General features: G+C 62.7%; 24 protein-coding genes. 8 read left to right on the top strand and 16 right to left on the bottom strand.

Annotated features, from left to right (window positions below; all coding sequences use genetic code 11):
* Nucleotides 1-2: 2 nt before the first annotated feature.
* Both EKO19_RS27125 and EKO19_RS27120 read right to left on the bottom strand, forming a co-directional pair.
* Nucleotides 3-1,001: an LLM class flavin-dependent oxidoreductase gene (locus EKO19_RS27125; RefSeq protein ID WP_129780532.1), complete on the bottom strand. Its 999-nt coding sequence runs from the start codon at nucleotides 999-1,001 to the stop codon at nucleotides 3-5.
* Nucleotides 1,001-3,397 (bottom strand): TonB-dependent receptor, encoded by a 2,397-nt coding sequence (locus tag EKO19_RS27120; RefSeq protein ID WP_217705626.1) that lies wholly within the window; start codon nucleotides 3,395-3,397, stop codon nucleotides 1,001-1,003. Before EKO19_RS27120 ends, EKO19_RS27125 begins: the two co-directional genes overlap by 1 nt.
* 283 nt (nucleotides 3,398-3,680) lie before the next feature.
* On the opposite strand from EKO19_RS27120, the gene EKO19_RS27115 reads away from it, so the two are divergent.
* The 3 genes from EKO19_RS27115 (at nucleotide 3,681) to EKO19_RS27105 (ending at nucleotide 6,436) form a co-directional block, all read left to right on the top strand.
* Nucleotides 3,681-4,898 (top strand): MFS transporter, encoded by a 1,218-nt coding sequence (locus tag EKO19_RS27115; RefSeq protein ID WP_157995458.1) that lies wholly within the window; start codon nucleotides 3,681-3,683, stop codon nucleotides 4,896-4,898.
* On the top strand, nucleotides 4,895-5,326 hold the full coding sequence (locus EKO19_RS27110) for an ester cyclase (protein ID WP_129780530.1): 432 nt from the start codon (nucleotides 4,895-4,897) through the stop codon (nucleotides 5,324-5,326). The genes EKO19_RS27115 and EKO19_RS27110 overlap by 4 nt, the downstream gene beginning before the upstream one ends.
* A gap of 78 nt (nucleotides 5,327-5,404) precedes the next feature.
* Nucleotides 5,405-6,436 (top strand): AraC family transcriptional regulator, encoded by a 1,032-nt coding sequence (locus EKO19_RS27105; protein ID WP_129780529.1) that lies wholly within the window; start codon nucleotides 5,405-5,407, stop codon nucleotides 6,434-6,436.
* A 16-nt stretch (nucleotides 6,437-6,452) separates the two neighbouring features.
* Here the strand turns inward: EKO19_RS27105 and parC are convergent, their stop codons facing one another.
* The 5 genes from parC to EKO19_RS27080 form a co-directional block, all read right to left on the bottom strand.
* Nucleotides 6,453-8,696, bottom strand: coding sequence for a DNA topoisomerase IV subunit A (gene parC / locus EKO19_RS27100; RefSeq protein ID WP_129780528.1), 2,244 nt, complete (start codon nucleotides 8,694-8,696; stop codon nucleotides 6,453-6,455).
* A 43-nt stretch (nucleotides 8,697-8,739) separates the two neighbouring features.
* Nucleotides 8,740-10,629 carry a DNA topoisomerase IV subunit B gene (gene parE / locus EKO19_RS27095; RefSeq protein WP_129780527.1) on the bottom strand — a complete coding sequence of 630 codons (1,890 nt, stop codon included), beginning with the start codon at nucleotides 10,627-10,629 and terminating at the stop codon, nucleotides 8,740-8,742.
* Nucleotides 10,630-10,751: 122 nt separating this feature from the next.
* Complete coding sequence (locus EKO19_RS27090; protein WP_129780526.1) at nucleotides 10,752-11,354, bottom strand: DUF3501 family protein; 603 nt, start codon at nucleotides 11,352-11,354, stop codon at nucleotides 10,752-10,754.
* Nucleotides 11,344-12,717 carry a heterodisulfide reductase-related iron-sulfur binding cluster gene (locus tag EKO19_RS27085; RefSeq protein WP_217705625.1) on the bottom strand — a complete coding sequence of 458 codons (1,374 nt, stop codon included), beginning with the start codon at nucleotides 12,715-12,717 and terminating at the stop codon, nucleotides 11,344-11,346. The genes EKO19_RS27090 and EKO19_RS27085 overlap by 11 nt, the downstream gene beginning before the upstream one ends.
* 147 nt (nucleotides 12,718-12,864) lie before the next feature.
* Nucleotides 12,865-13,281: a rubrerythrin family protein gene (locus EKO19_RS27080; RefSeq protein WP_129780524.1), complete on the bottom strand. Its 417-nt coding sequence runs from the start codon at nucleotides 13,279-13,281 to the stop codon at nucleotides 12,865-12,867.
* Nucleotides 13,282-13,453: 172 nt separating this feature from the next.
* Between EKO19_RS27080 and EKO19_RS27075 the strand changes: the two genes are divergently transcribed.
* The 5 genes from EKO19_RS27075 to EKO19_RS27055 all read left to right on the top strand — a co-directional run bounded on the left by EKO19_RS27075 (nucleotide 13,454) and on the right by EKO19_RS27055 (nucleotide 18,298).
* Nucleotides 13,454-13,750 (top strand): exodeoxyribonuclease VII small subunit, encoded by a 297-nt coding sequence (locus EKO19_RS27075; protein WP_129780523.1) that lies wholly within the window; start codon nucleotides 13,454-13,456, stop codon nucleotides 13,748-13,750.
* Between the two features lie 4 nt (nucleotides 13,751-13,754).
* Nucleotides 13,755-14,705 carry a polyprenyl synthetase family protein gene (locus tag EKO19_RS27070; RefSeq protein WP_129780522.1) on the top strand — a complete coding sequence of 317 codons (951 nt, stop codon included), beginning with the start codon at nucleotides 13,755-13,757 and terminating at the stop codon, nucleotides 14,703-14,705.
* Nucleotides 14,706-14,787: 82 nt separating this feature from the next.
* Nucleotides 14,788-16,677, top strand: coding sequence for a 1-deoxy-D-xylulose-5-phosphate synthase (gene dxs, locus EKO19_RS27065; RefSeq protein ID WP_129780521.1), 1,890 nt, complete (start codon nucleotides 14,788-14,790; stop codon nucleotides 16,675-16,677).
* Nucleotides 16,678-16,861: 184 nt separating this feature from the next.
* Nucleotides 16,862-17,692 carry a GTP cyclohydrolase FolE2 gene (gene folE2, locus EKO19_RS27060; protein ID WP_129780520.1) on the top strand — a complete coding sequence of 277 codons (831 nt, stop codon included), beginning with the start codon at nucleotides 16,862-16,864 and terminating at the stop codon, nucleotides 17,690-17,692.
* A 63-nt stretch (nucleotides 17,693-17,755) separates the two neighbouring features.
* Nucleotides 17,756-18,298 (top strand): hypothetical protein, encoded by a 543-nt coding sequence (locus EKO19_RS27055; protein WP_129780519.1) that lies wholly within the window; start codon nucleotides 17,756-17,758, stop codon nucleotides 18,296-18,298.
* Between the two features lie 72 nt (nucleotides 18,299-18,370).
* Here the strand turns inward: EKO19_RS27055 and EKO19_RS27050 are convergent, their stop codons facing one another.
* From EKO19_RS27050 to nrdR, 9 genes are all read right to left on the bottom strand, one after another.
* The gene (locus EKO19_RS27050) at nucleotides 18,371-19,684 is read right to left on the bottom strand and encodes a serine/threonine-protein kinase (protein ID WP_129780518.1); all 1,314 of its coding nucleotides are present in this window, start codon (nucleotides 19,682-19,684) and stop codon (nucleotides 18,371-18,373) included.
* A gap of 20 nt (nucleotides 19,685-19,704) precedes the next feature.
* Nucleotides 19,705-20,193 carry a phosphatidylglycerophosphatase A family protein gene (locus EKO19_RS27045; protein ID WP_217705624.1) on the bottom strand — a complete coding sequence of 163 codons (489 nt, stop codon included), beginning with the start codon at nucleotides 20,191-20,193 and terminating at the stop codon, nucleotides 19,705-19,707.
* Between the two features lies 1 nt (nucleotide 20,194).
* Nucleotides 20,195-21,160, bottom strand: a complete 966-nt coding sequence (gene thiL, locus EKO19_RS27040; RefSeq protein ID WP_129780517.1) for a thiamine-phosphate kinase — start codon at nucleotides 21,158-21,160, stop codon at nucleotides 20,195-20,197.
* A 79-nt stretch (nucleotides 21,161-21,239) separates the two neighbouring features.
* Nucleotides 21,240-21,698, bottom strand: coding sequence for a transcription antitermination factor NusB (nusB, locus tag EKO19_RS27035; RefSeq protein WP_129780516.1), 459 nt, complete (start codon nucleotides 21,696-21,698; stop codon nucleotides 21,240-21,242).
* A complete protein-coding gene (ribH, locus tag EKO19_RS27030; RefSeq protein WP_129780515.1) occupies nucleotides 21,698-22,174 on the bottom strand; it encodes a 6,7-dimethyl-8-ribityllumazine synthase in 477 nt (158 codons plus the stop codon). The genes nusB and ribH overlap by 1 nt, the downstream gene beginning before the upstream one ends.
* A 117-nt stretch (nucleotides 22,175-22,291) precedes the next feature.
* Nucleotides 22,292-23,398, bottom strand: a complete 1,107-nt coding sequence (gene ribBA / locus EKO19_RS27025; RefSeq protein WP_129780514.1) for a bifunctional 3,4-dihydroxy-2-butanone-4-phosphate synthase/GTP cyclohydrolase II — start codon at nucleotides 23,396-23,398, stop codon at nucleotides 22,292-22,294.
* 7 nt (nucleotides 23,399-23,405) lie between these two features.
* On the bottom strand, nucleotides 23,406-23,999 hold the full coding sequence (locus EKO19_RS27020) for a riboflavin synthase (RefSeq protein WP_129780513.1): 594 nt from the start codon (nucleotides 23,997-23,999) through the stop codon (nucleotides 23,406-23,408).
* A gap of 141 nt (nucleotides 24,000-24,140) precedes the next feature.
* Nucleotides 24,141-25,361 (bottom strand): bifunctional diaminohydroxyphosphoribosylaminopyrimidine deaminase/5-amino-6-(5-phosphoribosylamino)uracil reductase RibD, encoded by a 1,221-nt coding sequence (ribD, locus tag EKO19_RS27015; RefSeq protein WP_246038978.1) that lies wholly within the window; start codon nucleotides 25,359-25,361, stop codon nucleotides 24,141-24,143.
* 2 nt (nucleotides 25,362-25,363) lie between these two features.
* On the bottom strand, nucleotides 25,364-25,873 hold the full coding sequence (nrdR, locus tag EKO19_RS27010; RefSeq protein ID WP_129780512.1) for a transcriptional regulator NrdR: 510 nt from the start codon (nucleotides 25,871-25,873) through the stop codon (nucleotides 25,364-25,366).
* Nucleotides 25,874-25,897: the final 24 nt, after the last annotated feature.

Raw genomic sequence — 25,897 nt, 5'->3', positions numbered from 1 at the left:
GGTCAGTTCCGTCGGAAGTGAGGCAGGACCTGCGTGCCGACGAGATGCATGGCACGCGCAGGATCGGGACCGGTAGGCGTGCCGAACGACACATGGTCAGCACCAGCCGCGATCAACTCTTCGACTTGCTCGATCACATCCCGCGGCGTTCCCGTCAACGTGAACGCTCTGATCGCCTTCTGCGGCACGAGTGCTTTTGCACGGACCAAGTCGCCACTGACGTACGCGCGATATGCCGCGTCGATCGCTTCTGGATCGAGACCCGCCTCGGTCGTCATCGGCGCGAGGAACGGTTGAATCAGGGCGAGCATGCCGCGAATGCAATCTTCCGCGCCCGCCCGGTCATCCGCGATCGACGACAACGGGCCGACGATGAGCTTCACACTCGACGGATCGCGGCCCGCTTCGATGGCGCCAGCGAGCATCTCGTTTCGCAGCTTCGACAAGTACGCGCCGCTGCCGATGCAATCCGCCTTGATGCCCGACGCGACGCCGCCTGCCATACGCGCCATCTGCGGCCCCCACGTGCCGATGAAGATCGGGATGCGCCTGGGCGCCGGGAATTGGAACTTCAGATCCGCGGTCGCCTGGAAGAACTCGCCGTCGAAGGGCTCGGTCTTCGCTGCCAGCACGTGTTCCATCAGCAGATATGCTTCCTTCAGCGCGCGCACGGGCTTCACCGCCTTCGCGACACCGAGCATCTGATTGAAACCGCCGCGCCCGAGCCCGCACACCATGCGCCCGTTGCTGAGCTCATCGAGCGCCGCGAGGTTCGCGGCGTGATACACGGGATTCGCCACCTGAGGCGTGACGATGAAGGGCCCCAACTTCACGCGCGCTGTATGCGTGGCCATCAAGGTGAGGATGGGCCACGCCGGTCGCATGATGAGATCGTCGGAAACGTGGATCTCATCGAACCCATACTGCTCGGCTTGCTGCGCGATGGGAACATACTCCCGCATCGGCAGCGAGCCGGTCACGGTCATGCTGAACGTCGTCATTAGAAACCGTACCGCAGGCTGAGATACCACTCGCGCGGTCGCGACACCGCCGCCTGGAAGAATCCCGTGCCGGGATTGGCGACGCCGTTGACCATGTACGCTTCATCAGTGAGGTTCGTGCCGCCCAACGACACTTGCCACTGTGCGCCCGGCGTCACATAGGTGAGCGCCGCGTTCAGCACGCCGTACGCGTCCTGCTTCAGAATCGGACTGTTGGTGAACTCCTTGAACTGCTCGCTGCGATAGCTGTAATCGAGACGCAGCGCGAGTCGACCCGCGACGTTGTCCATGAAGGTCACGGTGCCGCCGATGTTCGCGGTCCATTCCGGCGTGTTCGGCAACTCAGCGGACTCGATCCCGGGATAGTTCGCTCGTGCCAGCGGCGAGAAGTAGGTGTACTCGGCATCGACGTAACCGACGGACGAGTCGACGCGTAACCAATCGGTCGCGGCCAGTGAGGCTTCGATCTCGATGCCCCGGATCTGCGCCGATGCGGCGTTCGACAGCACCGGCACGAAGTTGCCGATCGGCCCGGCGCCATCCGGATCGATGTTGTAAGTGACTTGAATGTCGTCGTAGTCCGTCTGGAAGGCGGCAACGTTCAAGCGCAGCCGGCGCTGGAACCATTCGCTCTTCAAGCCCGCTTCATACGTCACCGCGGTTTCCGGCCCCGCGTAGGAAACGATGTCGTCGGGATCGGTGCCCGCCGCCGGCAACACGGGCGGGAAGTAACGCATCGTGAAGCCGCCGCCCTTGAAGCCCTTTGCATAGGAGACATAGGCCATCGCGTCGTTGGCGAAGACATAGTTGAGCGACGCCATCGGCGTGGTTGAATCGCTCGTGCGCTCGTACCAGCCTGCGGGAAACAGCGGCGTGCCGGGTGCGCCGAATGCGCCGGCGACGGGGTTCACGAACCCGGGAATGCGAGTCGATGAGCCACCGTTATAACCTTGCAGCACCTGCAGGCCTGGATTGAACTCGCGCACCTCGTGCGTATAGCGCAAGCCACCGGTCAACGACAGCTGATCGGTCAGGTCGTAAGTCACCTGACTGAAGGCAGCGTAGCTGTCATTCTCGATGGCGCCACCGGAGAGGAATTGCACCAGCGTGATGTCCACCGGGAAGCGCTGCTCGCCTTCTTCATGCAGGTAGTAGGCACCCGCGACGAGATGTAACCGGTCATCGAGCAGATCGCCCGTGAGCTGCAGCTCCTGACTGAGCTGCTTCGTGCCGATGCTTTGGCCGATGGTGTCGACGTAGTACGCCGATCCTGTCAGCTCCTGCAGGATGTCGACGCTCACCCGGCGGTAGGCGGAGATCGAGCGCACGTTGAATGCATCGAGCGACCAGTCCAACGTCAGCGACGTGCCCCAGATATTGGCCTTCGAGAAGTTCGCGGCATCGTTGTTGTTCGTGGTCTCACGCGACGACAACGAGCGGTCGTACTGGCTGTTGTAACAGAGCGGGTTGGTGAAGCGCGCCGCCCCGGCGCTGGGCAGGCACACGCCACCGGGCACCGCTGCGTTGTACAGCGAAGAGAAGCCGCCGTTCTCGTCCGCCTTCAGCACCATCGCACCGGCGGCTTGTTCATCGATGCGCGAGCCGTCGATTGCAACCGTCGCGAGCAGGTTGTCCGCCAGATCGATCTCGGCAACCAGACGACCCGACAGCTGATCTTTATTGCCTTGTCGCTTGCCGGTGTCCCGACCGGTGACGGGAGACACCCGCTTCACATGACCGTCGCGGCTCTGATAGCTGCCAGTGAAGCGCAGTCGCAGGCTGTCATTGACGGGTGACGACATGCCGGTCTTCACGTCGAAACGGTCGAACGCCCCCGTGACCACTTCACTGTAGAACTCCGGCTCGGTGCCGGGCCGTCGTGACACGAGTTGAATCGCGCCGCCGAGCGTGTTCTTACCGAACAGCGTTCCCTGCGGACCGCGCAGTACTTCCAGTCGTTCGATATCGACCGTGTCGAGCAGCGAGCCGATCGACTTGCCCACATACACGCCGTCGAGATAGATGCCGACGCCCGGTTCGACTGTCAGCACATAGTCCGTCTGACCGATGCCGCGAATCGCGATCTGTGTCGCCGCGCCACCGCCAGACTCGCTCGCGACGCTGTCGAACTGCACGTTCGGCACGTGGCCCGTGACATCGGCCGCCGACTGAATATTCCGTTCCTGCAGCGCGCGCTCACCGAATGCGCTCACCGACAGCGGCGTGGTCTGAACATTCTCCTCGCGTTTGCGAGCAGTGACGGTCAGCTCCTCCAGTACGGTATCGGACACATCCTGCGCCCAGACCGAACCTCCGCAGCCCATTCCCATCGGCACGCAGGCTGCCGCGATCCATCCATGAACCGCGCAGCGGCCCACTGTAGCGAATGTCATCATTGGCTCCATCGTTGATAATCGTGGCCGGTCCTGCGCGTCCCTGCGCTCCCGACATTCGGGCATCCTGCCCAGCACTGGCACGACCGGCGAGATGCATCTTCCCTGCGCGCACTCGCCTGCAGAAAGCCAGTTCCGGCAAGTCAGTACGCTTTCTGCAAGCCACCCGACGCAGTGTGAGTCGCGACACGTTTGGCTTTTCAGCCGCCATCCACTTCACGCAACTTTGTTTGCAACGTCCGGACCGACCACGGCTCGACGCTCTCGCGCCATGTACTCTCGGGCAATGAATCATTCCTACAACGGAACAGGCGCGGCGTTCAGCGTGTACGCCGGCGGATTGATATTGGGCATGACGCTCGTGGGCGTGCCCGCGAGCAGCGCGCTGCTCAAACAATTGCACGGCTTCAGCGATGCGCAATACGGCGCGATCTATCTTCCGCAACTGCTGAGCGCCATTGTCGGCGGCGTGGCGGGCGGCATGCTGACGAATGTATTGGGCGCCAAACGTCTGCTGACGATCGCGCTGCTCTGTTTGTTTGTGGCGCAGTTTGCGTTGGCTGCCAGCGTTACGCTGTCACCTGAACACGCGCTCTCGGCGCTGATGATCACGACCGGCTGCATCGGCTTGGGCATCGGTCTGGGCAGCGGGCCGCTCAACGCGTACCCGGTCGCTTTGTTTCCAGCAGTGAGCAACACGGCGCTCACCGCACTGCATACGATCGTGGGTGTCGGGATGATGCTCGCGCCGATCTACCTGTCGACCTTCGCTCAACACGATAATTGGCTGCTCGGCGTGCTGTTGCTATCGGCGGCAACGCTCATCGTCTTGCTGACGGCGCTGCTCGCCGACTTCCCGCACATCTCAGCGAGCGAGGCAGCAACCGGCGCCACTGAAGTTCGACCAGCACGACACTCGCTGTTCTGGATCTGCGCAGCCATCGCGGTGATCTATTCGGTCGCCGAAGGCATCTTCTCCAACTGGGCCATGCTGTTCATCCAGGAGGAGCGCGGGCTGGATGCCGCGACCGCCTCGCTTGCTCTCACGTGTTTCTGGGGCGCGTTGACCGGCGGCCGGCTGCTCGCTTCGTTCATCGTCATTCGTCTGCCGCCGCTCACGTTCCTGCTGGCGCTGCCACCTCTGATGGCCGCAGCGTTTTTTCTGTTGCCCCTCGCGGACAGCGCGGCCGGCACGATCGGCGCTTTCGCGTTCGCGGGATTCGCCTGTTCGGCCTATTTCCCGATGCTGGTCGCCTATGCCGCCGGCGCATTTCCTCAGCAGGTCGCGTGGATCGCTTCGATGATGATCACGGCACAGATGGTCGGCATCGGACTCGGCACCTATGTGATCGGGCTGATCAAAGGCACGGCATCGATCACGTCGCTCTATTACGCCGCGACCACTCTGCCCGCGGCGACGCTGATCCTCATTGCGATCGGGCGACACCTGGCCGCCGGCAATCCACTGCGTCTGATCAAAGCTTCGAGCGCGAGACTTTCATGAAACAATCCGTCGATGTTCTGTTCGATTCGCTGGCGAGTGCCTGGAACTCACAGAATCTGGACGCGCTGTGCGCGCTGTTCACGCCCGACTGCACCTACATCGACCTGGCATTCAACGTGACGTCGCGCGGTCACGCGGGGCTGCGCGACTTCGCCCGTCACGTCTACGCCACGCTCCCGAATTTTTACCTGCAGTTTCCAGTGCGCTTCGGCTCGGGCAATCAGGCGGCGTCGGAATGGATCATCACCGGCACCTGGCGCGGTGACTTCGAGGGTGCCGACTGCACCGGCCGGGCAACGCGCTTCACCGGCCTGTCGCGCTATGAACTGGTCGATGACAAGATCCGCTTGAACCTGGATTGCTGGGATTTTCTCGCGCTGGCGAAGGTGCTGCGCCCCGGAGCAAAGGTTGCTTTCGAGCCGATGTGAGCCAGTTTTCGCAAGGAATCCGCTACTCATCCGTAAGGGGACTTCTCCCCATGACTACGGCAGTGGTGTAGCGCGATCATGCAGTCACTCTCTCCGACTCTCAGCCGCATGTCGGCCGACGATTACTTCATTGCGCCTCAGGCCGGATCGCCCGAGGGGAAGTCGTCGCGCACCGAATCCATCGACGCGCAAGCCGCGGTGGCGAGCGTCAGCCGCGTCTTCTTTCCCCATCACATTCGCCTGCATCACGAGCGGCAGCTGCTGGACTTTCGTCACAGCGCCGGCCGGCTGTCGCAGGTCTCGTTCAATCAGATCACGTACGGCGGCGAGCTGGACGTGCTGGTCAACGAGCCTCGCCGCAGTCATTTCGTGCTGGTCATCCCGTTGCGCGGGACGATGCAGATGCATTCCCGAGAGCGCAGCTGGGATCTCAGCGCCGGCACCATGATGCTGATGAGCCCGCACGTCGGCTATCGATTCACCCACTACGAGAAAGACGCGCACCTGGCGGTCGGCATTCCCCGCCACCGCATCGAAACCTCGGACGCGACCTGCAACGAGAAACTGGCGCAAGGGCTCGATCCGACCAGCATCGATGAATCCAGCGAGAGCCTGCTCGACTACATCGGCTTCATCTGCAACGAGTTCAATCGCGGCGGAACGCTGATGAGTTCGGAGAACGTGCGCGCCGGCGTGGAGAACACCTTCATCACCATGCTCCGAACCATGCTGTTCCCAGACAAGGTAGCCAACCTCAGCAAGTCCAGCATCGTGCCGGGCTTCGTCCATCGCGCCGAACGTTTCATGCAACAGCACCTGACCGACGACATCCGGCTCGACGACATCGTCAAGGCGGCGGGGGTTCCGGCGCGGACACTGCACTATGGATTCAAACGATTTCGCAGCAGCACGCCGATGCGCTGGCTGCGGGAGAAAAGATTCGAGCAGGCTCGTCAGGACTTATTGGCGGGAGCGCGCGAGGGCGTGCAGGTGATCGAAGTGGCGCATCGCTACTGGATGCATCATGGCGGGCGATTCGCGATCAACTATCAGAAGCTGTTCGGCGAATCGCCCTCGGCGACCTTGCGGTCCGCGCTCAAGCAACGCTGAGCGCGGACGTTTCGCATCAGGCAGGCTCGACGTCCAGCTTGTCGACCTTTCTCCAGCCTCGCGGCAACACGGCGCCGCGCTGAGCGCGCTCGCCCTTGTATTCCTTGAGGTCGGCGTACTTGAGGGTCATCTTGCGATCGCCGGAGCGGACCACGAGATTCTGCTCCGGAGTGATGACGGCGATCGCGGTCATCGTCTCATCCCCCTTGGGCGACACGCCGAAGATCTTGTTGCCCTTGCCCTTCGGCAACTCGGGCAGATCCTTCACCGGGAACACCAGCATCTTGCCTTCGCTGCTGGTCGCGCAGACCAGGGCCTTTTCATGGGCGGGCACCAGCGCCGGCGCGAGCGACTTGCTGCCCTCCGGCACCTTGAGCACGGCCTTGCCCGCTTTGTTACGTGAGTGCAGCTCGCCCAGATTCACGATGAAGCCGTAGCCTGCGTCGGAAGCCAGCACGCACTTTTCTTCGGCCTCGCCGATGAGCACGCCGGAGAACGTCGCGCCTTCCGGCGGATCGAGACGGCCGGACAGCGGCTCGCCGTTACCACGCGCCGACGGCAGCGAATGCGCGATCAATGTGTACGTGCGGCCCGTGCTGTCCAGGAACACGGCCTGCTGCGTGTTCTTGCCCTTCGCCGCGGCAAGGAACGCGTCGCCGGTCTTGTATGAAATCGACGTCGGATCGATTTCGTGGCCCTTCGCCGCGCGTACCCAGCCACGCTCGGACAGAATCACCGTCGTCGGCTCGGTCGTCACCAGCTCGGTCTCGTCGATGGCGACCGCGGCCGCGCGCTCGACGATCTTGGTGCGACGGTCGTCGCCGAATTCCTTCGCATCCGCCTCCAGCTCGTCGCGCACCAGCTTCTTCAGCTTGGCCTTGCTGCCGAGCAGCTTGTCGAGACGGTCCTGTTCCGCCGCCAGCTCGTCCTGCTCGCCGCGGATCTTCATTTCTTCCAGCCTGGCGAGGTGACGCAAACGCGTGTCCAGAATCGCGTCGGCCTGGATCTCGGTGATCTTGAAGCGCTTCATCAAGACCGGCTTCGGCTCGTCCTCGCGCCGAATGATCCGGATCACTTCGTCCAGGTTCAGGAAGGCGACCAGCAAGCCTTCCAAGATGTGCATGCGCGCCTTCACCTTGTCGAGGCGCCACTGCAGCCGGCGCGTGACGGTGTCGATGCGGTACTTGAGCCACTCTTCCAGCAGCTCCTTCAGCCCCATCACTCGCGGCTTGCCGTCGAGACCGATGATGTTCAGGTTGACGCGATAGGTGCGCTCCAGATCGGTGGTGGCGAACAGGTGATTCATCACCTGCACCAGGTCCACCCGATTGTTCTTGGGCACGATCACGATGCGGGTCGGATTCTCGTGGTCGGACTCGTCCTTGATGTTCTCGACCATGGGCAGCTTTTTGTTATTGATCTGCGCCGCCACCTGCTCCTGAATCTTCGCGCCCGACACCTGATACGGCAGCGAGGTGACGACGATCTCGCCGTCCTCCAGCTCGTAGGTGGCGCGCGCACGGAACGTGCCGTTGCCGGTCTCGTAGATCTGTTTGATGTCGGCCTTGGGCGAAATGATCTCGCCGTAGGTCGGGAAGTCCGGGCCCTTCACGTCCTTCATCAGCTCGCGCAGCGGCGTGTCCGGATCTTCGAGCAACTTGATACAGGCGCTGACGACTTCGCGCAGGTTGTGCGGCGGGATGTCGGTCGCCATGCCGACCGCGATACCGGTCGCGCCGTTCAACAGGATGTTCGGCACGCGCGCCGGCAACAGCTTCGGCTCTTCCATCGTGCCGTCGAAGTTCGGCACCCACTCCACCGTGCCCTGGCCCAGCTCGGACAGCAGCAGCTCGGAATACTTCGTCAGACGCGCTTCGGTGTAACGATAGGCGGCGAACGATTTCGGATCGTCGGGATGACCGAAGTTGCCTTGACCGTCGACCAGCGGATACCGGTACGAGAACGGCTGCGCCATCAGCACCATCGCTTCGTAGCACGCCGCGTCGCCGTGCGGATGATATTTACCGATGACGTCGCCGATCGCGCGGGCGGCTTTCTTGTGTTTCGCGGCCTGCCACGAGCCCTGCTCGCTCATGACGTAAACGATGCGCCGTTGCACCGGCTTCAAGCCGTCGCCGATGTGCGGCAGAGCGCGGTCGAGGATGACGTACATCGAATAGTCGAGGTACGCCTTCTCGGTGAAGGTACGGAGCGGTTGCTGCTCGACGCCTTCGAAGTTCAAAGGGGGTTGAGTAGGCATAGATCCAGAAAATGTGGGTTAGATGATGGCGAGGCGCGCGAGCTCAGGGAACGACGTCGGCCAGGTTGCCCTTGGTCTCGAGCCATTCGCGGCGATCGCTCGCCCGCTTCTTCGCCAGCAGCATGTCCATCGTCGCATCGGCCTCGTCCTTGGCTTCGACCGTCAGCTGCACCAGCCGGCGCGTCTCGGGCGCCATGGTCGTCTCGCGCAACTGCAGAGCGCTCATCTCACCGAGACCTTTGAAGCGGGTGACCGTCGGCTTGCCGCGCGGATGCTCCGCCGCGAGCCGGTCGATGACGCCCTGACGCTCGGCGTCATCGAGCGCGTAGAACACCTGCTTGCCCAGATCGATGCGATACAACGGCGGCATCGCGACGTACACGTGACCGGCCAGCACCAGCGGACGGAAGTGACGCAGGAACAGCGCGCACAAGAGCGTGGCGATGTGCTGACCGTCGGAGTCGGCGTCCGCGAGGATACAAACCTTGTGATAGCGCAGACCGTCGAGCTTGTCCGAGCCCGGATCGACGCCGAGCGCGATGGCGATGTGGTGCACTTCCTGAGAAGAAAGCACTTCGCTGGCGTCGACTTCCCAAGTGTTCAGGATCTTGCCGCGCAGGGGCATGACGGCCTGGAACTCGCGATCGCGCGCCTGCTTGGCCGAGCCACCGGCGGAATCACCTTCGACCAGGAACAATTCGCCGCGCTCCGGCTGCTCGGAAGAGCAGTCCGACAGCTTGCCTGGCAGCGCCGGGCCGGAGGTCAGACGCTTGCGAGTGACGGCCTTGGACGCCTTCAACCGGGTCTGCGCGCTCTGGATCGCCAGCTGCGCGAGCTTCTCGCCCGACTCCGGATGCTGGTTCAGCCAATGGCCGAACTGATCCTTGACGATGCCGGACACGAAAGCGGCGGCTTCGCGCGACGACAGACGCTCCTTGGTCTGGCCGGCGAACTGCGCCTCTTTCATCTTCATCGACAGCACGTAGGTGACGCCGTCCCAGACATCTTCGGGCGCCAGCTTCAGGCCCTTGGGCAGCAGGTTGCGAAACTCGCAGAACTCGCGAATGGCGTCGGTGAGACCGACGCGCAAGCCGTTGACGTGCGTGCCACCCTGCTCGGTGGGAATCAGGTTGACGTAGCTTTCCTCGATGCGCGGACCGTCATCGATGCGCCACGCGAGCGCCCAATCGACAGCTTCCTTCTCGCCTTCGATGGCGCCGGTGAACAGCTCCTGAGGCAGCCACTCACCCTGGCCGAGCGACTCGGTCAGGTATTCCTTCAGGCCGCCGGAGTACTGCCACTCTTCCTTCTCGCCGCCTTCGATTTCCAGCGTGACGTGCAGGCCGGGGCACAACACCGCCTTGGCCTTGAGCACATGCTTCAGCTTCGGCACCGAGAACGTCGCCGAGTCGAAATAGCTCGCGTCCGGCCAGAAGCGCACGCGCGTGCCGGTATTGCGGCCACCGACTTCGCCGATGACTTTGAGCTTGGAGGTCGCCTTACCCGAGGCGAAACCGATGTGGTACTCCTTACCGCCACGCTTGACGAAGGTGTCCAGCTTCTTGGACAGCGCGTTCACGACCGACACGCCGACACCGTGCAAGCCGCCGGCGAACTTGTAGTTCTTGTCGTCGAACTTACCGCCGGCATGGAGCTTGGTCAGGATCAGCTCGACGCCGCTGACCTTCTCCTTGGGATGGATATCCACGGGCATGCCGCGACCGTCGTCGGCGACTTCCAGCGAGCCGTCCTTGTACACCTTCACGTCGATACGCTTGGCGTGCCCGGACATGGCCTCATCGACGGAGTTGTCGATGACTTCGTGGGCCAGGTGGTTGGGGCGACTCGTATCCGTGTACATGCCGGGACGCCGGCGCACGGGGTCGAGACCGCTGAGAACTTCAATGTCGGACGCGTTATACGATTGTGCCATCGGGTAACGAGCTGATTTCGTTAGGGGCGGAAATTGAGGCGGCGGATCATAGCATGGGGGTGCGGCTGTACATCCCCCCAGGATTCAGGACCGCCCCCGAACCTCGCCAGGCCCCGACGCCGTCAGCCCAGGTCTTTGGCCAACGAATCCCGCTGCGGCTGCGACAGCTTTACTTCATAGCGGTAGCTCGGATGATCGATGCCAACCGTCACCGCCGCGCCTGACTCGACCTTGGAGGCCATCTCAGGCGTGAGCTCGAAGCGCAGGAAGTGCACCGACGAGGTCTTCTCGTCGTTCTCGCGCTCCAGGTCTTCGTCGGCAATGGCGAACGATCGCTCCTGCCCCTCCACCTGAACCCAGCAGCGATCTTCGACGCCTTTCAGCGCGGCCAGGCGCAGCTTGCGCTCCTCCGGATCCGGAAACTCGATCAGAAAGGTCACTTTCCAGTTCGAGCCGTCCGGAATCAGCGGGTTGTAAGCATCGAGCTCATCCTGAATGCCCGCCGCTTCGAAGATGCGCTCCACTCGCAGCATCTCCTGCACCTGATATTGAATGGTGAGCCGGTCCTCGAACGCCCAAGTCACATTCGGCCCGATCGGAATCAAGCGATTGCGCTTGTGGTCGAGCACCCTGGTGCGAAATTCCTTCCGCGCCGTGGAGTACTGCTCCAAGCTCATCAAATCCGCGCGAGCCAGTTGCCCGCGCTGAACGGAATCAGATCCCATAAGCCCTCCGCAATAGAGTGAGGGGATGCACTGGCGGCGCGGCCGTGCCGGTGTCGGCACCGGGGAGGCCGGACTCGATCTGGTGGCCGGCCATCGGACAGTCGCTGGAGTAGTAGTCGGCGCCCGCGTCGTTGACGCGGCGGATCACCGGCTTGCCGATCTTCATCGACACCTCCCGGTATTCCTTTTTCACCCCATAGGTGCCGTTGTGCCCCGAGCAGCGTTCGATCGCATCGACCTGCGTCTGCGGCACCAGCATCAGCACATCCCTGGTCTTCAAACCCAGATTCTGCACGCGCAAGTGACAGGGCACGTGATAACTGATCTTGCCCAGCCGGTGCGGGAACTCGGTGTTCAGCAGATTCTCCTTGTAGCGCGCCCACAGATATTCGAACGGATCGAACATCGCGTCGCGCACCTTGAGGACCTGCGGATCGTCGGGAAACATCAGCGGCAGTTCCTGCTTGAACATCAGCGTGCAGGAAGGCACCGGGGTGACGATATCCCAGCCCTGGTCCACCAGTTTCGCCAGTTCCGGAATGTTCTCGTTCTTCAGCCGTTCGATGGCCTTCAGATCGCCCAGCTCCAGCTTCGGCATGCCACAGCACTTCTCCTGGCCCGCGATCCGCACCGGGATGCCGTTGTGCTCGAAGATCGCGGTGAGATCTTCGCCGAGCTGCGGCTCGTTGCGATTGCCGTAGCAGGTCGCGAACAGCACCACTTTGCCACGAGTATCGCCGGCGGGTTTCGGGTCGAAGGTCGGATGTTCCCGGCTCGCGTGCCGCTTGCGATAGGTGTTGCTGTGATATTCCGGTATCGGCGCTTTCGGATGCACGCCGAGGGTCTTATCCAGCATCTTGCGACCGAGGTCGGTCTTGTTGATCGCGTTCACCGCTTCGGCGACGACCGGAATGCCGGCGATGCTGCCGACCAGATCGGTGGAACTGAGAATCTTGTCCCGCGTCGTTACCGGCTTCGCGCCCGCGGGAGCGTTGTTGAACTTGTATGCCTTGGCTCGCAGCATCAAGTGCGGGAAGTCGACGTTCCACGGATGCGGCGGCACGTACGGACACTTGGTCATGTAGCACATGTCGCAGAGGTAACAATGGTCGACGACCTCCCAATAGACTTTCTTGTCCACGCCATCCACTTCGCCAGTCGAGGATGCATCGACCGCGTCGAACAGCGTTGGGAATGAGTTGCACAGGCTGAAGCAGCGGCGGCAGCCGTGACAGATGTCGAAAACGCGCTCCAGTTCTTTGAAGAGCGACGCTTCGTTGCCGTAGTCCGGATCCCGCCACGCGATCGGATGCCGGGTCGGCGCCTCGAGACTGCCCTCGCGGGCTATTTTTTGTTCGGACACGCAGTTACCTGGCGAATGGCTGGGACTGAGTGAAAGAAATGAAACGAATGAAACGCGCGATCCCGAAAGCCAACGGCCGGCAGAGATCTCCCTGCCGGCCGGCTTTTCATTGGACCGCATGCGCGCACGCTGCGCGCGAGCGGATGATTACAGCGTGTCGAGCGCCTTCTGGAAGCGATTGGCGTGCGAGCGCTCGGCCTTGGCCAGCGTCTCGAACCAGTCGGCGATTTCCTCGAAGCCCTCGTCGCGAGCCTGCTTGGCCATGCCCGGGTACATGTCGGTGTACTCGTGCGTCTCGCCGGCGATGGCCGCCTTCAGATTCGCTCCGGTAGGACCGATCGGCAGACCCGTCGCCGGATCGCCGACAGCCTCCAGGTATTCCAGATGCCCGTGCGCATGGCCGGTTTCACCCTCGGCCGTCGAACGGAACACCGCGGCGACATCGTTGAAGCCTTCGACGTCCGCCTTGGCTGCGAAATAAAGGTAGCGACGATTGGCTTGGGATTCGCCCGCGAAGGCGTCCTTCAAATTCTTTTCGGTGCTCGACCCTTTCAGACTCTTCATTGCAGCTCACCTCAATTGCCGGCGGGTAGGAAGTGGCAAAAACACTCACCATTAGACATAGTCTAATCGAGCCAGAATCTAGTCCTGGCCGCGCGCGGAGTCAACGCCGATACCGGTGGTTGGCGGCAACTGTCGCTGTCGACCGAGAAGCTATAAGCTTGCCGCGCCGCCAATGACGCCCACGCCCATCGTGACCAGCAAACCCCCTTCCACCGAAACTGCCGAGACGACTGCGGACTTCGAACGCTCGCTGGCCGAGCTCGAAGCCATCGTCGACAAGCTCGAGCATGGCGATCTGTCGCTGGACGACTCGCTGCGCCACTTCGAGCGCGGCGTGCAGTTGACCCGCTCGTGCCAGAGTGCGCTCAAGCAGGCCGAACAGAAAGTAGAGATTCTCCTTCGTCGCAGCGGCGCGGAGGGCGATTTCGCCGCGGCCCCGTTCGACGCCGACACGGACGACGAGCGCTAACCGCATGGCGGTCCAATCCAGCGTCGTCCTGCCCTCGCCCGCCGCGGGCCGGCCCCCGGACTTTGCGGCTCAGCTCAAACAATGGCAGACCCGCATCGAGCGAGAGCTCCTGGCGCGACTGCCGTCTCCCGAGATTCAACCGCAACGCCTGCACGAAGCGATTCGCTACAGCGTGCTCGGCGGCGGTAAACGCGTACGCCCGGCGCTGGTTTATGCAACTGGCGCGGCCATCGGCATCCCCGAATCGATCCTCGACGGCGCGGCGTGCGCGGTCGAGTTGATCCATGCGTATTCGCTGGTCCATGACGACTTGCCGGCGATGGATAACGACGACCTGCGCCGCGGGCTGCCGACCTGTCACAAGAAATTCGATGAAGCGACCGCGATTCTGGTCGGCGACTCGTTGCAGTGTCTGGCGTTCGAACTGCTCGCCGACGGTCCTGGACTGCCGGCCGCGCCGAGCGTGCGACTCAAGCTCGTTCAGTTGCTCGCGATTGCGAGCGGCACGAGCGGCATGGCGGGCGGCCAGGCGCTCGATCTCGCCGCCATCGGCCGCAAACTGTCGTTGGCTGAAGTCGAAGAGATGCATGTTCGCAAGACCGGCGCGCTCATTCATGCGTGCGTGATGATGGCCGCGGCCTGCGCACCGCAACCTTCCGAGAGCGTCACGCGTGTATTGGATGAATATGCTCGCGCCATCGGACTCGCATTTCAGATTCAGGATGACTTGCTGGATGTCGAAGGCGATGTCGCGGTCATCGGCAAAGCCACCGGCGCCGACAAGGCGCTCGATAAACCCACCTATCCTTCCGTCGCCGGCATCGAACCGTCGCGACAGCGCATGCACGAGCTGCATGCACGCGCTCTCGCGGCACTCGCCAAGCTGGATGCGGCCGGTTTCCAGAGCGCGCCCCTGGCCGCGATGTCGGATTGGCTGGTCCTGCGGAAATACTGATCTTGGGCGCCAGAATTCATCCCTGGTCCGCCCCGACTGCGCCAGCAATCGCCCGTCCGGTTTCCTGTAGACTTCGCCGGCCATGAATTCCGCCACGCCTCATCCGTTGTTGGCTGCGATCAACTCCCCCGCCGATCTGCGCAAGCTGTCGGCCGCCGAGTTGCCGCAAGTCACCTCGGAACTGCGCCAGTACCTGATCGACACCGTCAGCCAGATGGGCGGCCACTTCGCCGCCGGCCTCGGCACGGTCGAACTCACGGTCGCCTTGCATTATGTCTTCGATACTCCGCACGACCGGCTGGTGTGGGACGTGGGCCATCAGGCGTATCCGCATAAGGTGCTGACCGGCCGTCGCGATCAGCTGCACACCATCAAACAAAAGGATGGGCTCGCGCCGTTTCCAACGCGCAGCGAAAGCGAATACGACACGTTCGGCGTCGGCCATTCCAGCACTTCGATCAGCGCCGCGCTCGGCATGGCCATTGGCGCCGCCGCCAAGAAGGAAGATCGTCGGGTCGTGGCCGTGATCGGCGATGGCGCGATGAGCGCCGGCATGGCGTTCGAAGCGCTGAATCACGCCGGCAGCCTCGACGTGGACATGCTGGTGATCCTCAACGACAACGACATGTCGATCTCGGAGAACGTCGGCGCGTTCTCGAATTACTTCGCGCGCGTGCTGTCCGGCAAGTTGTATGCAACGCTGCGTGAAGGCAGCAAGAAAGTGCTGAGCCGGATGCCCACCGTGTGGGAACTGGCGCGTCGTTCCGAAGAGCACATGAAAGGCATGGTGTTGCCCGGGACGATCTTCGAGGAAATGGGTTTCAACTACATCGGGCCCATCGACGGCCACGACGTGAATGCGCTGGTCGCGACCTTGCGCAACGTGCGCGATCTGAAAGGCCCGCAGTTCCTGCATGTGATCACGCGCAAGGGCAAGGGCTATGCGCCGGCCGAGGCCGATCCCATCAAATGGCATGGCCCGGGTCCGTTCGATCCCAAGAGCGGCGTGATCTTCAAAGAGAAGGCCAGCGGCCCGAGCTACTCTCAAGTGTTCGGCCAGTGGCTGTGCGACATGGCGGCGGCCGACCCGAAAGTGGTCGCGATCACGCCGGCGATGCGCGAAGGCTCCGGCCTGGTCGAATATTCCAAACGTTTCGCGGATCGTTACTTCGACGTGGCGATTGCCGAACAGCATGCGGTGACGCTGGCTGCCGGCATGGCGTGCGAAGGGTTGCGGCCGGTGGTCGCGATCTATTCGACCTTTCTGCAGCGTGCGTACGATCAATTGATTCACGATGTCGCGATTCAGAATCTGCCCGTGACATTCGCGATCGATCGCGCCGGCCTGGTCGGCGGCGACGGCGCGACTCACCAGGGCAGTTACGACCTGTCGTTCATGCGCTGTATTCCGAATCTGCTGGTGATGGCGCCAGCCGACGAGAACGAGTGCCGTCAGATGCTGTACACCGCCGTGCAGTCCAACCTGCCGGCCGCCGTGCGTTATCCGCGTGGCCAGGGGCCCGGCACGACGATTGAATCGACCATGCGTGCCCTGCCGATCGGCAAGGCGCAGATCCGGCGCGAAGGCCGCTGCGGGCTGGCGATCTTCGCCGTCGGCGCGATGGTCCCGCTGTGCGAACGGATCGCCGAAAAGATCGACGCGACCGTCGTGAACCTGCGTTTCATCAAGCCCCTGGATGAAGAGCTGATCGTGCGCGTGGCGGCCAATCACCGCGCCATCGTGACGGTCGAAGAGAACGTCGTGGCCGGCGGCGCCGGCTCGGCCATTGCCGAGTGCCTGGCCGCCCACGGACATATTCCACCCACCCTGAACTTGGGCATCCCCGACCGCTTCATGGAACACGGCTCCCGCGAGGACTGCCTGGCGGCCGCCGGGCTGGACCTGGCGTCGCTGGAGTCGGCGATTACCCGATGGTGGCAGGGCGAAAAGCGGTTAGCGGTTGGCGGTTAGGGGTTGGTTCAGAGGCTCGGTTGTCTTGACTAACCCCCAGCCGCTAACCGCAAACCGCTTCATTTTTGGCATTTCAGTATTTCCAGGGCGGGCAAACGGCCTCCCGGCCCCTTGATCTATACTGCGCCTGACCAAATCGATGGCAATCTCAGGCCGGCGCTCCGGCCCGGTCCGGAAATCCTGTATGTCGACATTGCCCAAAAGCGTCGCCTCCCCGCCCCCGACCTCCATCGAGGACGTGCAGGCACGCGCCGATTCCCGCCGTATTCCGATCAACAAGGTCGGCATCAAGGACGTGTATCACCCGGTGCGGGTGAAGGACCGTTCCAGCGGCGAACAGCACACCATCGCCAACTTCAACATGTACGTGGCCCTGCCCCACAACTTCAAGGGCACGCACATGTCACGCTTCGTCGAGCTGCTCCATGGCAACGAGCGTGAGATCTCCGTCGAATCGTTCCGCGACATCCTGGCGCAGATGACCGAGAAGCTGAATGCGCAGACCGGTCACATCGAAATGGCGTTTCCGTTCTTCGTGATGAAGCAGGCGCCAGTCTCCAGGGTTGAAAGCTTGATGAACTATCAAGCCTCCTTGATCGGCGAGCTCCACAATGGCGTTTCCGAGCTGTGGCTCAAGGTCGTGGTCGCCGCCACCAGCCTGTGCCCCTGCTCCAAAGACATCTCCAAGTACGGCGCCCACAACCAGCGCTCCCACATCACCATCAAGGCCAAGGTCGATGGCCACATGTGGCTGGAAGAACTGATCGACATCGCCGAGTCCGAAGCCTCCTGCGAGGTCTACGGCATCTTGAAACGCGCCGATGAAAAGCACGTCACCGAACGCGCCTACGAGAACCCGAAGTTCGTCGAAGACATCGTCCGCGACGTGGCCGTCCGCATGAATGACGAAGACCGCGTTCGCGCCTATGTCGTCGAGGCGGAAAACTTCGAGTCCATCCACAATCACTCGGCGTATGCGCTGATTGAGAGGGACAAGGACGAGGTCGTCGGCTGATCGCCCGCCATCGGACCTTGGTGCCTTGTAAGCCGTTTACCGACAGGGCATAAAGAGCCCTGCATGGATATCTCAGCCCTCCAGAGCCGGCTCCCAGCCATCCGCAAGTGGATCGACACCACTGTGGAACAGCATCGCCCGACGGCGAGGCCGCTGAGTTCGTATGGGTTCGCGAGGTTGCGGCACTACTTCGATGCGGAGACGCTGAAGCGGGCGTCGGTGATCGAGGTGGACGTGATACCCAAGCCACCGCTCACGGCGATGGGTCTGCATCAATTCGCCGATTTCGAGCAGCTCAACGGTGCCGGCCTGACCTATGGCGACGTGTACTTCGTCGTCCGGGCACGGGCGAAGGATGAGTCGCTGCACTTCCATGAGCTCGTGCACACGATCCAGTGGCACCACCTGGGCGCCGATCGATTCATCCTGGCCTATGCGCTGGGACATCTCGCCGGCGGCGGCTACGAGAACAATCCCTTGGAAGAGATAGCGCACACGCTCGAGGGAATATTTACGAAGGAGCCCAGGCTGTTTCGGGCCGAGCCTATCGTGAGTCAGCATCTCGAGCGTGTAGTGCCGGCGTTGATGGAAGCCGCCGGGCTGTAAAAGCCATCCTCACTTGCCAACAAAAAAGCCGGGCGAAGCCCGGCTTTTTTGCAATGAACAACGGCTGCGTTATCAGCTGGCGCTCTGCAGTCGGCTGATCAGGCTTCTCAGGAACACCTTGTTGAAGCGCAGCTGACACGCCGCCGAGCTCTGCTCCAGCAACGTCGAGCTGACCTTCATCAAGGTCACACCCGTCAGCGCCTTGATGGTCGCCAGACGCTTCGCGCCGCGCACGTAGCTGGTCTCACCGAAGCAGTCGCCCGCTTCGAGCTGACCGACCACATTGCCAGCACGCATCACCGCGACGTTGCCCGACACGATGACGTAGAAGCGATCATCCATTTCGCCTTCCTTGACGATCTCCTCACCCTGATCGTAATCCTGCCACGTGCTCGCGCGCAGCACTTCGAGAATCTCCGACTGCGAGAAGTCGTGGAAGAACTTGAGCGTGCGCAGGATCGAAAACTGTTCCTGACGATCCAGCTTCGACGTGCCATCGCGCAGCACCTGATGAACGCGGGTGAGATCGGCCGCCAGCTCCAGGCCGTTGCGATAACGCTTGGCCGGATCCTTCTGCAGCGCCTTGGCGATCGCCGCCTCCAGCACTTCCGGAATATCCGGACGGAGCGCATGAATCGGCTGCGCCGTGGCGTAAACGATCTGATGCAACAGTTTGGAAAGATTGCCGCCGCGGAACGGACGGAAGCCCGTCAACATTTCGTACAGCACCGCGCCCAGTGAGTAGAGATCCGACCGATTGGTGATCTCCAACGACTGAACCTGTTCCGGCGACATGTAGGAAGGGCTGCCGGCGATGCCCTCGATCCGGGAAATATCCGAGTCTGCGACCAGCGCGATGCCGAAGTCGATGATGCGCACGTCGTTGGCCTGTGTGAGCATGATGTTCGACGGCTTGATGTCGCGATGGATCACGCCGCGGCTGTGCGCGTAGTGCAGCGCCTTGGCGCACTTGTACATGATCTCCACCACGTCATCGACGGGCAGCAGATTGTCCGGTTTGCAGTACGCCGACAGCGTGCGCGCGCCGTGCACGTGTTCGGTGACGATGTAGTAGTGACCGTTTTCCTCGCCGGCGTCGAAGATGGGCAGAATGTTCGGATGCTGGAGCATGCCGACCATGTGCGCTTCGGAAAGGAACATCTTGCGCGTCACGCGCGCGCGGTCTTCGTCGTGCGACTCGAGGTTGTAGACCTTGATCGCGACGTCCCGTCGATAGTAAGGATCGTGAGAAAGGTAGACGACGCCGGTGCTGCCGCGACCGACTTCCTTGACGATGACATATTTCCCGATCTTCTCGGGAATGCGCTGCTCGCGTGTGGCGTTGCGCTGTGCCATCAGACCGCCCATCTCACTGCTCGGGCTCACTTCGGGCTCACTGTTCGTCGTTACATGATGTATCGAATGCCGAGCAAAATCACTGCCGCGAAAATGCCCGCAATAACGTCATCAAGCATAATTCCCAGTCCGCCGTGGAGACTGTGATCAGCCTCCCGGATCGGCCAGGGCTTCCAGATATCGAACAGCCGGAATAAAGCAAAACCAGCGACCACCGAGGTCGGATTCGCAGGCACCGTCAACATGGTGATGGCGAAGCCGGTGATCTCGTCCCATACGATACCAGGATGATCGTGCACGCCGAGCCGTCTGGCGCTCTCACCGCACACGTAGATACCGAAGATAGCGGCAAACAGGGCGAAAGCTACATGCGCGGCAAAGCCGAACTGCATCACAAAAAGCACGATTGGGATTGCCATCAAGGTGCCAAACGTGCCCGGAGCCCAGGGACTCAGGCCGCTGCCGAAGCCGAAGGCGACCAGATGCACGGGGTCGCGCATCAGTTTCGGGTCGGCGCTCCACCTCATGGCCTTGATCATTCTACTGGCCAGCCGCGAAATGATCGTAGCCGGCGCGTTTGATCCTGAACGGCTGACCGTTCCGCAGGCACACCACATCCGTATCGGCCGTAATGACGCCGATTTGAGTCACTCGCTGCTGAAGCTGCAACGAGCTCACCACCGCGGCAGCACGATCGGCCGGCAAGGTGAACAACAACTCGTAGTCGTCGCCGCCGGCGAGTGCGTACTGCAATCCATCCTCCGCTTCGAACAGCTCGCGCATGGCGGCGGACTCAGGTAACAAATCCACATTCAGCTGCGCGCCGACACCACTCGCCGCGCAGAGCTTCTTGAGATCGGTCAGCAGACCGTCGGAAACATCCATGGCTGCTGTTGCAACCGTTCGCAACTGCCGACCCAACTCGATTCGCGGTCGCGGTCGGAGGAAACGATGCCTGAGAAAGGCGGCGGCCTCGCCGCCCAGAATGCGTCGTTGAATCACCGCGAGACCGGCGGCCGCCTCGCCTGGAATGCCGGAGACGAATAACAAATCGCCCGGTCTGGCGCCCGAACGCGTGAGCCACGCATCGGACTCGACCCAGCCGGCAATCTGTACCGTGATCACCAACGGCCCACGCACCGTATCGCCACCGACGAGCGCGACTTTGTAGTCATCCGCCAGTTCGAACAGCCCGCCCGCAAAACCATTGAGCCATTGCTCGCTCGCGCGCGGCAGCGAAAGAGACAAGGTCATCCAGGCGGGCTCGGCGCCCATCGCAGCGATGTCGCTGAGATTCACGGCGAGGGCGCGATAGCCGATGTCGGCGGCGTCGGTCTCGGGAGGAAAATGAACGCCCTCGACGACGGTGTCCATCGCCACGACCAGCTTGCGGCCGGCGTGCGTATCGAGCACAGCCGCATCGTCGCCGACACCGAGCAACACATCGCTCCGCCCGCTCTTGCGAGCGAAATACCGGGCGATGATGTCGAACTCTCCGAGGCTCATGAAGGAAGAGTAGCTGACAGGTCGGAATGGGGACAGATTTAAAATCTGTCCCCGGGCGGTGGGTGGCGCCGTAGTCGACTTACTGCCGCTCGGCGGCGCGCAGCTCGCGAGCGGCCCGGTCGAGCACGGCGTTGATGTACTTGTGCGCGTCGGTGGCGCCGAAGCGCTTGCACAGATCGACGCCTTCGTTGATCACGACCCGATAGGGAATATCCAGACGGTTCTTCAGCTCGTACATGCCGACCATCAGGATCGCGGCTTCGACCGGGTCGAGCTGCTCGAGCGGACGATCGACGAACGGCTTCAACGCGCTCGTGATCTCCTCGTGACGCTCGATGACCTGCGTGAGCAGCTCGACGAAATGATCCTCGTCGACGCCCGCCGAATCGTCACTCTCCAGATACTGCTGCTTGATCTCGACCGCCGTCTGTTGCGTCAACTGCCATTGATACAACGCCTGCATCGCCAGCTTGCGCGCGAGCGAACGCGCGCGGGAGCCGGTGCCACGGGGGATTTCTTTGGGAGCCTCGTCGGTCATCAAGCTTCGATCTTGCGCAACAGATTGGCGAGCTCGATCGCGGTTACGGCCGCGTCCGCGCCCTTGTTACCCGCCTTGGTGCCGGCACGCTCGACCGCCTGCTCGATGGTGTCCGTCGTCAGCACGCCAAACGAGACCGGAACGCCGGTGTCGTTGGCCACGCGACCGAGGCCGCCGGCGCATTCGCCCGCGACATAATCGAAGTGCGCGGTGGCGCCTTTGATGACCGCGCCGAGCGCGATGATGGCGTCATAACGCTTGCTCAACGCCAGCTTGCGGGCCACGACCGGCAGGTCGAACGCACCCGGCGCGCGCACGATCTCGATCTGCTTGTCGCTGGCGCCATGCCGGCGCAACGAGTCGACCGCGCCCTTCACCAGCTGATCGACGATGAACTCATTGAAGCGCGACGCCAGGATGGCGAAACGCAGCTCGCGACATTGCAGGTCGCCTTCGAGGGTCTTGATGGAATCCATGGGGTCAGGCTGGTAATAGCCGCGGGACGGGGGGCGAAGTATACGGAAATGGGCACCCCGGGCCTAGGATGCCCCTGGCCCCTCTTTCCGAAGCGGTTGGCGGTTAGTGGTTGGTAGTCAGCCGTGGACGTACTCGACCACTTCCAGGTCGAAGCCCGACAGGCCCTGCATCTGCTTGGGCGCCGACAGCACCCGCATCCGGCTCACGCCCAGATCGCGCAGGATCTGGGCTCCAATGCCGTAGGTTCGCAGTACTTCGGGACCGACCTTGCGCGGCGCCTGGCCCGCGCCCGTCTGGCTGATCGCCTGCACGGCGTCCATCAGATCGCGCGGCGTCTCGTCGGGCCGCAGGATCACGATCACGCCATTGCCCTCCTTGGCCACGCGAGCCATGGCCGAGCGCAACGGCCAGCCGAGCGCGGGGTCGTGAATGCCGACCACGTCGCCCAGCGTGTTCTTCAAATGCACCCGCACCAGCGGCGGCCTGTCGTTGGGCAACTCACCCGCCACCAGCGCCAGGTGCACGGTGCGATTCACATGATCTTCGTAGCAGAACATGCGGAACGGACCGAACTCGGTCTGCACCTGCTGCTCTGAAATACGCTCCACCGAGCGTTCCTTGTCCAGGCGATAGCGGATCAGGTCGGCGATGGTGCCGATCTTGAGGTCGTGCTGCTTGGCGAACTTCTCCAGATCGGGCCGACGCGCCATGGTGCCGTCGTCATTCAAGATCTCGACGATGGCGGCGGCGGGTTCCACGCCGGCCAGACGTGTCAAATCGCAACCTGCTTCGGTATGACCGGCACGCGTGAGCACGCCGCCGAGCTGCGCCATGATGGGGAAGATGTGACCCGGCTGACGCAGATCTTCCGGCTTCGCATCCTTACGCACGGCCGCGCGAATCGTCGCGGCACGATCGTGCGCCGAGATGCCAGTCGTCACCCCTTCGGCCGCTTCGATGGACAGCGTGAAATTGGTGCGATGATCGATGTGAGTTTCGCTCACCATCAACGGCAGGCGCAGTTGTTTGCAACGCTCGCGAGTCAGCGTGAGACAGATCAGGCCGCGCGCATAGCGCACCATGAAGTTCACATCCTCGGGACGAACGAACTCGCCGGCCATCACCAAATCGCCTTCGTTCTCACGATCCTCATCGTCCATGATGATGACCATCTTGCCGGCGCGGATGTCGGCGAGGATCTCATCGATAGTGTTCAGCTTCATGCGAGTCTCAGGCGGGGGCGTTCAGGCGTTCGAGGTAGCGCGCGATGATATCCACCTCGAAGTTCACGCGCGTGCCGACGCGGTACTCGTTCAAGGTGGTGACTTCGAGCGTATGGGGAATCAGGTTGACGGAGAATTTCGCGCCGTCGACGTCGTTCACCGTGAGGCTCACGCCGTCGATGCAGACCGAGCCCTTGCGAGCGATGTATTTCGCGAGCGGTGCCGGCACTTCGAACTGCACGCGAATCGACCGCGCGTCGTTGACGCGTTCGGTCACAGTGGCGATGCCGTCGACATGGCCGGTGACATAGTGACCGCCGAGCGGCTGACCGGCGCACAGCGCTTTTTCCAGATTGAGCTTCTGGCCGGCGCACCACTGACCGAGCGTGGTCACGTTCAATGTCTCCAACGAGGCGTCGGCGGCGAAGGCATCGCCTTCGATGCGCGTCACGGTGAGACAGCAACCGCTGCAGCTGATGCTGTCGCCGAGGCCGACCGATTTCAGGTCGAGCCCGGGGGCGCCGATCAGCAATTCGACATCTCCGCCCCGCGACGTCACGGCGCGAACTTCGCCAACAGATTGCACGATGCCAGTAAACATTTCGAGCCTATCGCCGGATGCGAAAACAACCATCGAAAATTACGAACGACCCGGTGTCGCCACTCGCGACTTCGGGCGGGCGCGCGATCATAGACTGGTCAAAGCCGCTGGGCATTGCGAGCAGTCGCTGATTGAAAACGACTATGGCGCCTTGCCGGACTGCCGCAGGGTCAATCGCACGTCGTCACCGATGCGGTCGACGGCGTGCATTGTATAGCGTTGCGCCTGATCCAGCGCCTGCAATGCAGGCAGATTGGCCATGGCGCGCGCGTCGGGGCCGAGCAGCACGGGCGCGACGTAGGCGATTATCTCGTCCGCCAGGCCGAGCTGCAGAATGCGCCCGACCAACGTCGGCCCTGCCTCGACCAGCACGTCGTTGCATAGCCGGCGCCCCAACTCGTCCATCACGAAACCCAGGTCGATGCGACCGTCCGCATCCACCGCCGCTACAGTCACCTCCGCTCCGGCCTCGCGCAGTCGATCAGCGGCGGCATTCGCCGCACCGCCTTCGGCCGCGCCTGCGCTTCGCGCGGCGCTGACTGAAGATGACGCTTGGCCGTTCGGCGTCGCGCCGGCAATCAACCGGCTGCTCGATGCCACATCGGAGCCCGCAGCGGTAAACACCACCGTCTCCCCCGCCAGCTTCAGCATCGCCGCGCCAGGCGGCATGCGCAGTTTGCTGTCGAGCACGACGCGCAGCGGCTGACGACCGAGCATATCAATCGACGGGTTGCGAACATTCAACTGTGGATCATCCGCGAGCACCGTATCGATGCCCGTCAACACCGCGCTCATTCGCGAACGCAGACGCTGCACGTCCGCACGAGCCGCCGCGCCGGTAATCCATTTGCTCTGGCCATTCGCGAGCGCGATGCGTCCATCCAGGCTGATCGCGGTTTTCACGATCACGCGCGGCCGGCCAGTGATCATTCGTTTCTCGAAGCCGAGGTTCAACTCACCACAAGCCTCGGCAAGCAATCCAACCTGCACCTCGATGCCCGCGGCCTCGAGCTGACGCACGCCATCGCCACTGACCTTGGGATTCGCATCGAGCACGCCAATCACGACCCGTCGCACGCCGGCGCGAATCAACGCGTCCGTGCACGGCGGCGTGCGCCCCTGATAGGAATGCGGTTCGAGCGTGACATACACCGTCGAACCTTGGGTCCGCTCGCCCGCCGCCTGCAGAGCCAGAGGCTCAGCGTGCGGCTCGCCCCACTTGCGATGCCAGCCCTCGCCGACGATCTGCTCACCCTGAGTAACGAGACAGCCGACGCAGGGATTGGGCTGAGTGGTGTGACGACCGAGCGCGGCGAGCTCGATCGCCCGCTGCATCATTCGCTCGTCGAACAAAGAAAACACGGCTACTTCTTCTTGGCTTCGCCGCCGTTCCACAGCGGCAGCTGCCCTTCGGTATCGCGAACGCGGGCCCGCATGCGTTCGATCTCCTCGCGGAACGCGTCGACGTCCTGAAAACTTCGATACACGGAAGCGAACCGCACGTACGCGACTTCGTCCAGCGAGTGCAGCTCTTCCATCGCCATCTCGCCGATCTGTCGCGCCGCCACTTCACGCTCGCCCAGCGCACGCAGCTTGTGACAGATGTGCACGACGGCGGCATCCAGCGCCTCGCTCGACACCGGCCGCTTTTCCAGCGCCTTGAGCAAGCTGTTGCGCAGCTTCTGCTCGTCGAAAGGCGCGCGGCTGCCGTCGCTCTTGATGATGCGAGGCATGACCAGCTCGGCGGTCTCGAAGGTCGTGAAGCGCTCGCCGCACTCCAGACATTCGCGGCGGCGGCGAATCTGCTGCCCTTCGCCCGCCAGCCGCGAATCGATGACCTTTGTTTCTTCGTGATTACAAAACGGACAGTGCATGGCTGATTAAAACTCGGGATCGGG

Source organism: Peristeroidobacter soli, assembly GCF_004138485.1.
GTDB lineage: Bacteria > Pseudomonadota > Gammaproteobacteria > Steroidobacterales > Steroidobacteraceae > Steroidobacter > Steroidobacter soli.
Note: the sequence above shows the minus strand (reverse complement) of the source record. Positions and strands in the feature narration are given on the sequence as shown.

Coding starts and splice junctions, on each gene's coding strand:
- EKO19_RS27125 (WP_129780532.1), bottom strand. CDS start 1,001: ATGACGACGTTCAGCATGACCGTGACCGGCTCGCTGCCGATGCGGGAG.
- EKO19_RS27120 (WP_217705626.1), bottom strand. CDS start 3,397: ATGATGACATTCGCTACAGTGGGCCGCTGCGCGGTTCATGGATGGATC.
- EKO19_RS27115 (WP_157995458.1), top strand. CDS start 3,681: ATGAATCATTCCTACAACGGAACAGGCGCGGCGTTCAGCGTGTACGCC.
- EKO19_RS27110 (WP_129780530.1), top strand. CDS start 4,895: ATGAAACAATCCGTCGATGTTCTGTTCGATTCGCTGGCGAGTGCCTGG.
- EKO19_RS27105 (WP_129780529.1), top strand. CDS start 5,405: ATGCAGTCACTCTCTCCGACTCTCAGCCGCATGTCGGCCGACGATTAC.
- parC (WP_129780528.1), bottom strand. CDS start 8,696: ATGCCTACTCAACCCCCTTTGAACTTCGAAGGCGTCGAGCAGCAACCG.
- parE (WP_129780527.1), bottom strand. CDS start 10,629: ATGGCACAATCGTATAACGCGTCCGACATTGAAGTTCTCAGCGGTCTC.
- EKO19_RS27090 (WP_129780526.1), bottom strand. CDS start 11,354: ATGGGATCTGATTCCGTTCAGCGCGGGCAACTGGCTCGCGCGGATTTG.
- EKO19_RS27080 (WP_129780524.1), bottom strand. CDS start 13,281: ATGAAGAGTCTGAAAGGGTCGAGCACCGAAAAGAATTTGAAGGACGCC.
- EKO19_RS27075 (WP_129780523.1), top strand. CDS start 13,454: ATGACGCCCACGCCCATCGTGACCAGCAAACCCCCTTCCACCGAAACT.
- EKO19_RS27070 (WP_129780522.1), top strand. CDS start 13,755: ATGGCGGTCCAATCCAGCGTCGTCCTGCCCTCGCCCGCCGCGGGCCGG.
- dxs (WP_129780521.1), top strand. CDS start 14,788: ATGAATTCCGCCACGCCTCATCCGTTGTTGGCTGCGATCAACTCCCCC.
- folE2 (WP_129780520.1), top strand. CDS start 16,862: ATGTCGACATTGCCCAAAAGCGTCGCCTCCCCGCCCCCGACCTCCATC.
- EKO19_RS27055 (WP_129780519.1), top strand. CDS start 17,756: ATGGATATCTCAGCCCTCCAGAGCCGGCTCCCAGCCATCCGCAAGTGG.
- EKO19_RS27045 (WP_217705624.1), bottom strand. CDS start 20,193: ATGATCAAGGCCATGAGGTGGAGCGCCGACCCGAAACTGATGCGCGAC.
- thiL (WP_129780517.1), bottom strand. CDS start 21,160: ATGAGCCTCGGAGAGTTCGACATCATCGCCCGGTATTTCGCTCGCAAG.
- nusB (WP_129780516.1), bottom strand. CDS start 21,698: ATGACCGACGAGGCTCCCAAAGAAATCCCCCGTGGCACCGGCTCCCGC.
- ribH (WP_129780515.1), bottom strand. CDS start 22,174: ATGGATTCCATCAAGACCCTCGAAGGCGACCTGCAATGTCGCGAGCTG.
- ribBA (WP_129780514.1), bottom strand. CDS start 23,398: ATGAAGCTGAACACTATCGATGAGATCCTCGCCGACATCCGCGCCGGC.
- EKO19_RS27020 (WP_129780513.1), bottom strand. CDS start 23,999: ATGTTTACTGGCATCGTGCAATCTGTTGGCGAAGTTCGCGCCGTGACG.
- nrdR (WP_129780512.1), bottom strand. CDS start 25,873: ATGCACTGTCCGTTTTGTAATCACGAAGAAACAAAGGTCATCGATTCG.